Source organism: uncultured Campylobacter sp. (genome assembly GCF_938002845.1).
GTDB lineage: Bacteria > Campylobacterota > Campylobacteria > Campylobacterales > Campylobacteraceae > Campylobacter_B.
In genome coordinates this window covers 1-11,938 of sequence record NZ_CALKZP010000007.1, presented here as the reverse complement: position 1 = coordinate 11,938, position 11,938 = coordinate 1, and the positions used below count along the sequence as shown (strand labels likewise).

The window sequence follows — 11,938 nt, the reverse complement described above, 5'->3', positions numbered from 1 at the left end:
ATTAGAATTTTGCGAATGATTTGCAAATGCTATATTATAATTTCTCTTGATTAAATAATAATAAATTTCAAAGATTAAAGATAGATTTTTTAAAATTTTGGCGTAGATTGGATGAAATTTTAATTTCGAGCGTTTTGCTGGGCGCGGTAAAATTTCGGTTTTAATTTAGACTCCTTGGCGGCGTTTTTTTAAAAAGGCAAATTCGCAAAGCGGATCTAGCTGAAATTTTGAAATTTAGCCAAATCCCTAAAATCATACCCGTCTAAAATGCGCCAAAAAGTATTAAACCTATCCTAGCGCTCATTTTTTATTCCTAAGACTTTTTGATTTTGCTTGCGCATCAATTATTTTTTATCATGGCTCACCCTCTTTAGCCACTCTTTTTCAAATTTATAATATCTTTCAAGCTTTTTATTTCTTTCCGCTTGATTCCACTTTTCTATCTCAGCATAATCTTGCAGCTCGCCTCCGCATTTAGGGCAAACGCTCCTATCTTTAACGTCCGAGAAATTATAAAATTTAAGACACCCTTTGCAGCGCATAAATTTAGGATAATACTTTACGCTTTTTTCGGGGCGAAATGCGAGATACGCAAAGAAAGCGCACGCCGCAAAGCATAAAATTCCTATGATGATACGCAGATACGCGCTTTCAAGCTTTACCGATGCCATAAAGCCGGGTTTTATATCGACTTTCCCCGATAAAGCGGCCGCTAGTCCCCATGCGAAAAAAGCAAAAAAGCCGATTAATGCGAAAATTCTATTTAGCATTTTTATATATTCCTCGTATAACAAATCAAAATTTCATCGCTTTTTAAATTTACGCTTTTTGATCTTTGGAGCTTTAGCGCTTTGATCGGAGGCGTTGCTTCGCCAGTACTCGCCGTCATTATACTCCGTTAGCTTTTTGCCGCAGTCCGAGCAAATTTGATCCGTATTTTTGACATCCTCGTATCGGTAAAATTTACCGCAGTCTGCACACCACATATACTCCGGGTATTTTTTTTATGCTCTTTTCAGAGCGGAAGGCAAAATAAAAGCCAGAAATACCTATTACTATAAATGCGATTGCGGGCAATATCCACAAACTACCCGCATCATCAAATTTAATATATTTCTCGCCTATTCTTACATGTTTATGTACCGTAAAATTTATAAGATATAAGAAGCACATTATGCCCGTTAAACAAGAGGCAATTCTATCTAACATTTTGCCGCTCCTTTTCGTTATGCTTTGCTTTATTTATAGCGTTTTGCGCCATACCGTCCGATCCTTAAATTTTGGCTTTATGAGAGATAAATTTTATTTTTGATCGCTCTAAATTTCTCATATAACAAACCTGCAATATTGCAAAATCAACGTATAATCTTCGCTATAAAATTTTACTCTATTTTTTCTATTGTAAATACTCATACTTAGCAGATATTTGGCGAAATTTATGTAATCCTTCGTATTAGGAAAATAAAATGTAACGCTTTGGTAGAATGTTTTAAAATCCAGCCTAAATTTGTACCTGTCCATATCATCCGCTATATAGCACTCCGCTTCGTTCATTTTGATAAATTTCTCTATATCTATGCATAGTTGAGCGCTATTTTTTGCGAATCGCGCTCCTCCCACCCAATCTTCATAAGGAAAAAGCTCTAGGTATGAGATTCTTTCATTATACGATGATGTTAAAATGTTTTTTGCGAAATAATACATAGCCAAATTCGTAGTAAAATCCAATACCACAAGCCTTTTGTTTTCTAGAATTTTAATATCTAATTTATGATACTCATGCCCCATAAGCTCCTCATCGATAGTTAGAGGATCGTCTTTTATATAAATTTTATTCGGCAACACTGGCTTATTCTCCTTTTTGCGCACTACGCCGTCATTCATAAAGCGCCGTTAATATGATCCCATCTCTTTTGATCGCGGAGGATAATAGCTCTTTTCCATCCACGTTGATGCTGTTTGTGTTCATATTTTCTCCAATATAAGTTCCGCCGAGCCCTCCTCAAGCGAATTATACTCATCCAGATGTATATGCGAATGTTTCGGCGCAGAATCTTGCGCTAAAGTAAGCAAATGCCTGGCAAGAGATATAAGCCCGCTTTTATTTGCCCTTATAGTAACTTCGTTTTCGAGAGCATTGACGGAGATCGCGAAGTCCTTTTCCCATTGTAGCTGCAGTCCCTTTTCTGCGCAGTAGTCTAAGGTTTTTATAACATACTGCCCCATATATCGCCGATACTCCTTTCTAAATTTAATCGGTTGCCGATAGAATTTACCTCATCGATCGGTTAATCAATCTCGTAGTATTTCTGGAAAAATTATATCTAAAATAAAAATGAAAGGGGTCGGAATAACTAAATTTAAGATAAGTGCTGTGCGCGAAAATAAAGCGGTTAAAATTTGAAAATAGCTTAAGTGGTGGTCCCGATTGGACTCGAACCAACGACTTCCACCATGTCAAGGTGACACTCTACCAACTGAGTTACGGGGCCAAAAAAGAAACGGCAGTATATCAAAAAAATCTCTCAATAGCAAGCAAATTTTAACTTTTCGTAAAATTCCGCCAAAATTTTATCATCTTACCCTTGCCGAAATTCTACACAAGATTTCGCCGCGACGTAAAATCCCCATCGAAATTCTACGTGAAATTTCACGATTTTGCCAAAATCCCCATGCCGAAACCCCGCGCGAAATTTCATGATCTTTCCAAAATCCGCGTAAAATTTAATAGGCGAACTCGCGGCGCGGCGTAAATTTACGCCAGATATGGCGCGTTTTTGGTGCATTCCGCTTGGATGCCGCTAAATTTTTCAACTCCTTGCGCAAGCAACGCGCTCCGTTTGTTCGCCATACCTTACCTCGTTTTGCCCCGCTTGCCTCGCTCCGCCTTGCGCCTGGCTAAGACGTCCAAATTTTTTCATTCAGCTTTAGAATTTTTACGATTTGTAGCATCGCGTCCAGATCCGCCTTGATATTCTTTGCGATGCGAGCATTGAGTATCGGCTGATCCAAGCTCGGCTCGAAACTATCGGCACCGCGAGCTATCGCGATGTAAATTTTATTTTGCTTGAAGCTCAGCGAGATGTTCGATTTCACGAGCTGTTTAAGAGATAAAATTTTCTCCATCAGCGCGGGCGTCAGAACATACATAACCGTCATTGCGTCGTTTGCATAGATCGTAAAATTTTGATTGAAGTCCGCGTTATCTATCGGGATTTCGCGACCGCCCAGTAGTTTGTGCTGCAACTCAGACGGCGGCAGTGTCGTATTCGAGAAAACAAGAACGTCGGAGTGGATTTTTTTATTAAAATTTGCCACGAAAAAGGGTCCTTCGAAAAATGTGGCGTAATTATTTTTAAAAATAAATGGAATTCCCGTACCGATGTCTTTTTCTAGTCTTATATCGCAAAACATAAAATCCACGCCGTCCACGTTCGCGCAAACCAGATCATCCGCGCTAAATCTTTCAAATCCGTCAAATATCTCGCTTGCTCTTACCTCTTTTTCCTGAAAAAGCGCGCCCATTTTATACGAAAAGCCCAGACTCTCGATATAGGGCTTGAGATAAAGCTCTTTATATTGCAGCACAAACCGCTCGGTTTTACGCTCAAAAATCCACTCGTAAAATTCGTCCCGCATGGCGATTATTGCTAAAATAGACATGACCAAAAAAGATAAGCTTTCTATGCCAAGATCGAGTTTGGGAAAATCGAGAAAGATGATTATCAATGCGAGCGCAAGCATCGGACCGAAAACCACGAACGCTACGAGATAACTTAAAATTTTCCAAAGCTTGCGACTTTTCTTAAGCCGTTTGCGCTGCTTTTCTAACTCTATGACGGTTTTAATATCCACGCCCAACCTCTAATTATTAAATTTAATGGCGCAACCTTGCGGCACAGCGTAAATCTGCGCCCGATACGACGTAATAGGTGCGCGCTGTTTTAGAGCCGCTAAATTTTACGGCTACTTGCGCGAGCCGCGCGCAGTGAAATTTGCCGCCAAGCTTAACGTGCAGTATAAATCCCGTGACTAAAAAACTTATTTCAGCAGTTCGTTTGCATACGCTCGCACGCTCGCATCCACCGACGCAAGCGCGTCCGCGTCCGTTACGCTAGGTGAGTTAAATTTCTCCGCACACTTCAGCACCACGCGCGCAATGTCGGTAAAGCGGCAGCGCTGCTGCAAAAACGCATTTACGCCCGCTTCGTTCGCGGCATTGATGACGACGCCGAGATCGGGGTTTGCTAACAGCGCGTCTTTGAGGGTAAAAATTTGAAATTTCATCTCGTCGATCGGCTTAAGCTCTATCGGTCGCAGTGCGCACAGATCCACGGGTGCGGTGATCTGCTCCCGTACGTCGCCGCTAAACATCGCGTGTGCGATGGCTAGGCGCATATCGGCTCTGCTAATGTGCGCCGTCGTAGAGCCGTCTGCGAATTCGACCAGCGCGTGGATCTGCGAGGTGCGCTCGATGAGCGCATCGATCTCGCGCGTGCCGTAGAGCCAAAACGCCTCGATCACCTCAAAGAGTTTATTCGCCATCGTGGCGCTGTCGATCGTGATCTTTGCGCCCATCTTCCAGTTGGGGTGCTTTAGGGCGTTTTGCGGCGTGAGCGAGCCCAGCTGCGTTAGCGGAACGTCGTAAAATGCGCCGCCGCTAGCCGTGATGATTAGGCGCGAAACAGGGATTTTGGCGTTGCTAAGTAAAAATTTCAGCCCGAAATGCTCGCTGTCGATCGGGTAAATTTTATCCGTTTGCAGAAATTTCCCGCCGACGACCAGGCTTTCTTTGTTGGCGAGACACAGCCTCTTTCCGAGCTCTTGGGTTTTTAGGCTGGGCATCATGCCCGCAAAGCCTACGAGAGCGTTTACCACGGTCGTGCTTTTGCACTCTGCAAGCATCTGTAAAATTCCATCTGCGCCGCAAAATACGCGCTCGTGATCTACCTCGCTTTTCTGCTGCGCGTCCGCGATGCAGACGAGACGAGGATGAAATTTTGCGATCTGTTCGTTTAAAAGCTTGATATTGCGTCCGCAGCTAAGCGCTTCAATCATACTGCCGCTGCGAGCGGCTACGTCTAGGGTGTTTGTGCCGATAGAGCCCGTAGAGCCTAAAACTACCATGAATAGACTATCGCCATCGCGATTGCGCCGAACATATAGCCGTCGATGCGGTCTAAGATCCCGCCGTGTCCGGGAAAGAGCGCGCCGCTGTCTTTAAGACCCGCCGCGCGTTTTAGGTAGCTTTCAAACAGATCGCCGAATACGCCAAAAATTGCTATGATGATGGTTTTGCCTAAAATTTCAAGCGGCGGCATATTGGTAAAGATGCGCGCATAAATGAGGCTAACGATAAGCGCGAGCGCTAATCCGCCTAGCACGCCCTCTACGGTTTTATTCGGCGAGCTAGCGCTTAGCGGAGTTTTGCCGAAGGCTCTTCCGATAAAATATGCGCCGCTATCGCTAGCTACGATAATAAAGATCAGCCAAACGAAGTGAAAAACTTCCCCGAAATCATCATAAGCCGCCCACATAAAAAATATCGGCGCAACGGGATAGATGAAAGGAAGCGTGATCTTTAGGCTGGGGCCCTTGGTAAAGGCTACAACAGAGGCGACGCATAGGATCATCAGGATGCTAACTTTTAGCGCTGAGACGAAAGGCTCATCGGTCTGCGTAAATGGTAGCAGCGCAAAAAACGCGATCGCCAGCGCGAGCCACTTTTTGCTAGTTTCCTCCAGACCCCATAATTTGAGGCTTTCAAAAAACGCAAGCACGAGTATCAGTGCAAATACGGCGAAATTTAGCCACCTGGCGTTTATGAGAATTAGAGCCAAAAATACGGCGAGTAAAATGCTTGCCGTGATTATTCTTTGTTTCATAGAATTTCCTTGGAATTTATTTTGAGTAATTATACCGCAAGCTCGCTTATTACGGCTTTAAAACGCTAATTGTTTTAAAATTTACGTAGTTTACGAAAGCACCTTCGTTGATTTTGACATTTTGGCGTTTAGTGTAATCGACGAGATATTTTCCGCTGCCGCTTGCACTGAAGCTCACGCAAATTTTAGCGGCGAATTCGACCACCTCTTCGCTTAGACTTTGCTTATTTGTCTTTACGATGACGTGTGCGCTTGGAATGTCCTTAAGATGAAACCAATAGTCGGATTTGGAGCTATTTTTTAGTAAGAACTCATTGCCTTTTTCGTTTTTACCGACGCTGATTTTAAAATCCCCGAGATAAAAGCTCGCTACATATTCGCTATTTTTTTCCTTGCTTTTTTGCCTAATTTGCGTGCGCTTAGGCATTAGAATTTCGATCTCGTGTGCATCCTGTGCGGCAAGAATGAGCGATTTTAAATTCTCATAAAACGCGAGTTTCTCCTTTAAATTTTGCTCTTCGATATGGATATTAGCAGCCTTTTGGCGCATACGCTTTGCCTCGGAGTAAAGCTCGCCCAAAGTGGCGCTTGCAGGCTTTTGCAGTTTAAATTCTATCGCTTCGGCGTCTCCTTTTTGCAGCGTAAATTCTCGCGCGCTAGTTGGAATTTTATAGATATTTTCTTTTAGCAAGGCAGCTTTCGCACCTAAAAGCTCGGCGCTTCGTAGTAGTTCAGCGCTGCTTTGCAAAGAGCCTAAAGCCTCATGCACCGAGTCTAGCTTTTTATTTAGCGCCGTGATTTTTGCTGATTTGAGCGAGTTTAAGCGATCTGCATTTAGCGCGTTAAATTCCGCGCGAAAAAATGCTCTAAAGTCCGAAATTTTTGGCACGGGGGCTTCTTTAATATTTGCAGGCGGTAGGTGGCGGAGTTTTCTTCCTACCTTAATCTGTCTAAATTTCGTCTCGAAGTGCCGCAGCGCCTCTAAAATCACATCGTTTTCATCGGTGATTATTACGTTGGTAAATCGCCCGGTAAATTCGAAGTAGATATTTGAGCTTTGGGTTTTGTAGCTTGCGTTTTGGCTTACGCTAAGGCATAAAATTCTATTATTTTCTGGCACGCTAACGGAAGTGATGCGCGATTTTACGAAGCGCTTGGCAAGTAGCACGTCAAAGGGCGCCGCGTAAACCTTACCTTCGGTAAAAGCGTCATTTTCGTGGATATTGCAGCCCGATTTATTCATATCAAAAAACAGCGTCTCGTTGCCGTCAAAACAGACTTTAAAAAGGTTATCTCCTACGCGTTTAATGTGCAAAAGGAAGCGTTTGGCGCGTAGATACTCGCAAATTTGAATTAAGTTTTGATACTTCATACGCGTTAAAATTTCTCTTTATGGATTTTGCTTAAATTTAGCTTCTGCAGATCGTGCGGGCTCGGGCGCTGTTGCAGTACGCCGAGGGCCAGTATCGCTTCTGCTTTGAAATTTGGCGGAAAGCCCAGCGCCTCGCGTAAAAACCCCTCGCAGCTGCGTCCGTCCGCGGCGGCGCGCAGCCTTACCTGCACCCAGCAGCTGCCAAGATTTAGCGCGCTTGCGGCAAGGTGCATGTAGCCTAGCGCTACCGAGCAGTCCTCGATCCAGACGTCCTGCTTCTGCTCATCTGCGATCACGACGATCGCGGCCGCGGCCTGTTTTAGCATATTTGCACCGCTGCTGCGGCATCCGCTTAACCCCTCAAGCATCTGTTTGTCGCGCACGAGGATGAACTCCCACGGGCGGCGTGCATACCCCGACGGCGCAAGCAGGCCCGCTTTTAAAATTTTATCCAGTGCCTCGTCCTCAAGCGGCCCCTGCGCGTATTTTCTTACGCTTCTGCGGTTTGCAAAAATATCTAAAATTTCCATCGTCTCGCTCCTTGCGGCTCAATTATACATAAAATTGCAAAAATTTATGATTTTTTAGCTAAAATCGCGCAAATTTAACCGATACGAAGGAGATTTTATGAAGCAAACGATCACGGAGAAAATTTTTAGCGAGCACGTGGGCGAGGCGGTTTTCGCGGGACAGATCATCGAAAGCGCCATCGATATGGTCATAGGCAACGACATCACGACGCCGATTTCGATCAAGCAGTTTGAGCTTAGCGGCGCAAAAAAGCTCGCCAACCCGGACGGCTTTGCGATCGTGATGGATCACTATATCCCTACGAAGGATATTTTAAGCGCAAACCAAGCTAAAATTTCACGCGAGTTTGCTTACAAGCACGATTTGAAAAACTATTTCGACGAAAAAGATATGGGTATCGAGCACGCGCTGATGCCTGAAAAGGGGCTCGTAGTGCCCGGCGACGTCATCATCGGCGCGGACAGCCACACCTGTACCCACGGCGCGCTGGGGGCATTTGCGACCGGTATGGGCAGCACCGATCTTGCTTTTGCGATGATAACGGGCAAGAATTGGTTTAAAGTACCGCCTACGATCAAAGTAATTTTTCACGGCAAGCCTGCGCCGCACATCTACGGCAAGGATCTGATCCTAGAAGTGATCCGCCTCATCGGCGTGGACGGCGCGCGCTACAAGGCTTTGGAATTCTGCGGCGACGCGCTGGAGTATCTGGATATGGATAGCAGATTTTCGCTTTGCAATATGGCGATCGAAGCGGGCGGCAAGAGCGGTATCGTCGCGGTCGATGAGATCACGAAGGAATTTTTGGCAGATAAAAATTTGCGCGCCGAGCCGAAATTTCACTACTCCGACGAAGGCGCGAACTATGAGCAAATTTTGCAGATCGACGTTAGCAAGCTTGATCCGGTGATCGCGTATCCGTTCCTACCTAGCAATGGCAAGAGCGTGCGCGAGGCGGTGCGCGATGACATCGCCGTCGATCAGGTCTTTATCGGCAGCTGCACCAACGGCAGGCTCTCCGATCTGCGGATCGCTGCGCAAATTTTAAAAGGTCGTAAGGTAGCGCGCAAAACCCGCCTCATCATCACGCCTGCGACGCAAAAGATCGCTCTGGCCGCGCAAAAAGAGGGGCTGTGGGATATTTTCGTAGAAGCGGGCGCAGTCGTCAGCAACCCGACCTGCGGCGCGTGCTTGGGCGGATATATGGGGATTTTGGGCGTGGGCGAGCGCTGCGTAAGCACGACTAATCGAAATTTCGTCGGCCGCATGGGCGATAGAACAAGCGAAGTATATCTAGCAAACTCCGCCGTCGCCGCAGCTAGCGCCGTCGCAGGAAAGATCGCCGATCCGAGGGATTTGTAGGTTTAAGATTTGAATTTTAACAATAATTTGGTTTTCTATGTGTGATCTTAATGGGTTTATGGGTTTACATGAACGTGGCTAAATACCAATCGCTATAAACGCTGCAAAAAGTTATATGTATAGCGGAGATGCGGTAGTCCGGTAAAATAAAAGCAGACTGCAACCAAACGCAAAACGCGCTTCAAAACCAGAAATTAGATCGCCTTATAATTACCCAAAATACACAGATTTTGTTTGCGAGTAACGAAATTTGAGCTTGCTCACCATAAAAGCCGCGATCGTTGTGCCTATAAATACGCGATCGGTATCAGCCCTTGAAACGAGTTGGTTGCCGTTGAGATTCGTAAACTCGCAGTATGAGTAGCCGCTAATAGCCATACTCAAAAGAAAAGCTCCAAAAGCTCACCGCCCCATCGCACCCATAACCGCCCGGCTGCCGCTGAAAATGCTGAAAGATATCGTCACAATAATAGCAAGATAATCATCCCCCACCTGACGTTTTAGGAATTTAAGTCCAAAAAAATATCTGTGCATTTATCCCAAAAATATGACTGTCAAATTTAAAATTGAAAGGTGAAATTATAGTTAATTATTAATCAAATGCTATTAAATATACCGGCTTTAATTGACAATATTCTTTTCCGAAACCCAAAACCTGTAATTATCTATTTCACTTTCGTTCCTATCCTTGGATGCGACCTCAAGCCAATATTTACCGTCTGATTTCACTTTTACTAGAATATTTTTAAATTTTATCGCCAGACCCGACTTATCGTCTAATATACAAGTGTATTTTATAAACTCTATATCTTCGCTTGCTTTACTTTGGCATTTGATATTTAAATTTAGAATATACTCTGGAATATTGTCTTTTCGAATGTCGAGATCGATTTGGTAGTTTGCTAAACCTACAGCCCTCACAAAAAATCCACTAGCAGATGACAAAAGTACGAAAACAACAAAGGATAATACAAACAGTATATACCGATATGAGAATTTTTTACTAATTTGAAGAAATCTTATCATAAAAGAAAGAAGCACCATAGGAATTACTACAAGGATGTAGTCATCTGTATAGTTAAAATAAATAACTAATAATATCAGCAAATCAGAGATAAATATTAAAAGAGCGGCTAGAAGAATATCGCTCAGTTCATCTTTATTATCCCTCCAAAATTTATAGGAAAATGATAACAAAAATATTGCATGTAAAGTCAAACATATCTTAAGCAAACAACCTGCATCTCTAATGTGCTCATACGAAGAAGATGATAAATTTAATTTATCATGAATAACCGGTATAAAAGTCATTAGCAATATCATACTGAAATCTATTCCCATAAAACATAGCTTAACCTTATTTTTACTTTCGTACCAACCTCTAAATAAAAAGTAATTTTGTAAAAATACAAGAATATATAAATATAAAGTTAAAGATATACCGATAGCAAAAACTGCAACTAAAGATATAGGTATGCTTCCTACAGAAATTTCCGGTACTCTTTTTAACTCTAAAAAATATGGTATACAAAGAAGCGCTCCAAAAACTACAAAATTTAATACAGAAAATATTTTATATTTTATACTTTTTGCTATGATTTCTTTCGCGTCACTTAACATAGAATTTGAAAGATGGCTTATATATGTTTTTTTATCTTTGATAAATTTATCCGGTAAATTATTATAAATTCTATATATTTCACCCTCGTTTTTAAGAAATTTTATATAAAGTTTCTTTTTGTCCTCAATATCTATACTTTTTATTGATTTTTTAACAATTTCTTTTTGTATTTTTAATATTCTAATAGATTTAATATATTTTATGATAATGCCTCTAAACATAATTTTATTTGTATAATAAATATCTTTTTGTTCTAAAATCAGTAAATGTTGTTCTATTTCATCAATAAGATCGCGAGCTGTATTAGATAAAATTTTAAAATCTTTTCGTTTTGTAAATTTTTGTAGAAAATTGATGGTTTCATTAGTTCTATTCATACACTTGACATATCTCGACTCAAATACGTCTATTAAATATTCTTCCTCGCTAGAAAAATTTGAATTTTTTAATTTGTCAAGAGTTCTACTAATTTTCCAAATACATGACTTATTATTATAGACATTAGCTAGCGCCTCATGTATATTTTCTATTTCAGTCTCTACTTGCTCTAAATCCTTATAGGTAAAATTCCTCTCAAACATAAAAATCATTCCTTATTTAAATTTTTAAAACTACAATACCTACCGATTTTAAATTTCTACGCCTCCAAAATCGCTCCGTTGCTAGCATTGGTCACCAGCTTGCGATACATTCGCAGCCAGCGATACGGCAGCGGTTTTTCAATCGGCTTAAATTTAGCCCTGCGCTCAGCGATCTCCTCCTCGCTTAGACGCACGTTTATCGCGTACGTATCCACGTCGATATCGATGACGTCGCCGTCTTGTAGCAATCCGATCATGCCGCCCTCAGCAGCTTCGGGACTCACGTGTCCGACGCTTAACCCCCTCGTCGCTCCGCTAAATCTACCGTCCGTGATCAGCGCCACGTCCGCGCCCAATCCTCGCCCCATGATTAGGCTCGTAGGGCTTAGCATCTCCTGCATACCCGGGCCTCCGCGCGGCCCTTCGTAGCGGATGACGACCACATCGCCTTTGTTTACCTTGCCGCTTGAGATGCCCTCTATCGCTTCGTCTTGGCTGTTAAAGCAGACCGCCTTGCCGCTAAATTTGCGCTCGCCGATGATGCCCGCGGTCTTGATGACGCAGCCCTGCTCGGCTAAATTTCCAA

Annotated in this window: 13 protein-coding genes and 1 tRNA gene; 1 reads left to right on the top strand and 13 read right to left on the bottom strand. The window is 43.0% G+C overall.

Annotation, left to right across the window (positions count from 1 at the left end; genetic code table 11):
* Window positions 1-344: 344 nt before the first annotated feature.
* The 10 genes from Q0224_RS00440 to Q0224_RS00395 all read right to left on the bottom strand — a co-directional run bounded on the left by Q0224_RS00440 (window position 345) and on the right by Q0224_RS00395 (window position 7,787).
* Window positions 345-770 carry a hypothetical protein gene (locus Q0224_RS00440; protein ID WP_297948056.1) on the bottom strand — a complete coding sequence of 142 codons (426 nt, stop codon included), beginning with the start codon at window positions 768-770 and terminating at the stop codon, window positions 345-347.
* Window positions 771-803: 33 nt separating this feature from the next.
* A complete protein-coding gene (locus Q0224_RS00435; protein ID WP_297948055.1) occupies window positions 804-986 on the bottom strand; it encodes a hypothetical protein in 183 nt (60 codons plus the stop codon).
* A gap of 340 nt (window positions 987-1,326) precedes the next feature.
* A complete protein-coding gene (locus Q0224_RS00430; protein WP_297948054.1) occupies window positions 1,327-1,884 on the bottom strand; it encodes a hypothetical protein in 558 nt (185 codons plus the stop codon).
* 81 nt (window positions 1,885-1,965) lie between these two features.
* Entirely contained in the window at window positions 1,966-2,226 is a 261-nt protein-coding gene (locus Q0224_RS00425; protein WP_297948053.1) for a hypothetical protein, read from the bottom strand.
* 190 nt (window positions 2,227-2,416) lie between these two features.
* Window positions 2,417-2,492, bottom strand: a tRNA-Val gene (locus Q0224_RS00420).
* Between the two features lie 406 nt (window positions 2,493-2,898).
* Window positions 2,899-3,855: a DUF3137 domain-containing protein gene (locus Q0224_RS00415; protein WP_297948052.1), complete on the bottom strand. Its 957-nt coding sequence runs from the start codon at window positions 3,853-3,855 to the stop codon at window positions 2,899-2,901.
* Between the two features lie 186 nt (window positions 3,856-4,041).
* Entirely contained in the window at window positions 4,042-5,127 is a 1,086-nt protein-coding gene (gene dxr, locus Q0224_RS00410; RefSeq protein ID WP_297948051.1) for a 1-deoxy-D-xylulose-5-phosphate reductoisomerase, read from the bottom strand.
* Window positions 5,121-5,885, bottom strand: coding sequence for a phosphatidate cytidylyltransferase (locus Q0224_RS00405; RefSeq protein ID WP_005872778.1), 765 nt, complete (start codon window positions 5,883-5,885; stop codon window positions 5,121-5,123). Before Q0224_RS00405 ends, dxr begins: the two co-directional genes overlap by 7 nt.
* Before the next feature lie 49 nt (window positions 5,886-5,934).
* Window positions 5,935-7,257, bottom strand: a complete 1,323-nt coding sequence (locus tag Q0224_RS00400) for an NFACT RNA binding domain-containing protein (RefSeq protein WP_297948050.1) — start codon at window positions 7,255-7,257, stop codon at window positions 5,935-5,937.
* A 5-nt stretch (window positions 7,258-7,262) separates the two neighbouring features.
* Window positions 7,263-7,787 (bottom strand): nitroreductase family protein, encoded by a 525-nt coding sequence (locus tag Q0224_RS00395; RefSeq protein WP_297948049.1) that lies wholly within the window; start codon window positions 7,785-7,787, stop codon window positions 7,263-7,265.
* 97 nt (window positions 7,788-7,884) lie between these two features.
* Here Q0224_RS00395 and Q0224_RS00390 point away from each other — a divergent pair, with 97 nt between their 5' ends.
* Window positions 7,885-9,150, top strand: coding sequence for a 3-isopropylmalate dehydratase large subunit (locus Q0224_RS00390; RefSeq protein ID WP_297948048.1), 1,266 nt, complete (start codon window positions 7,885-7,887; stop codon window positions 9,148-9,150).
* 210 nt (window positions 9,151-9,360) lie between these two features.
* Here the strand turns inward: Q0224_RS00390 and Q0224_RS00385 are convergent, their stop codons facing one another.
* From Q0224_RS00385 to Q0224_RS00375, 3 genes are all read right to left on the bottom strand, one after another.
* A complete protein-coding gene (locus Q0224_RS00385; RefSeq protein ID WP_297948047.1) occupies window positions 9,361-9,534 on the bottom strand; it encodes a hypothetical protein in 174 nt (57 codons plus the stop codon).
* 237 nt (window positions 9,535-9,771) lie between these two features.
* The gene (locus tag Q0224_RS00380; RefSeq protein ID WP_297948046.1) at window positions 9,772-11,352 is read right to left on the bottom strand and encodes a hypothetical protein; all 1,581 of its coding nucleotides are present in this window, start codon (window positions 11,350-11,352) and stop codon (window positions 9,772-9,774) included.
* A gap of 56 nt (window positions 11,353-11,408) precedes the next feature.
* A partial coding sequence (locus Q0224_RS00375; RefSeq protein WP_297948045.1) for a dihydroxy-acid dehydratase occupies window positions 11,409-11,938 on the bottom strand: 530 nt, incomplete at its 5' end.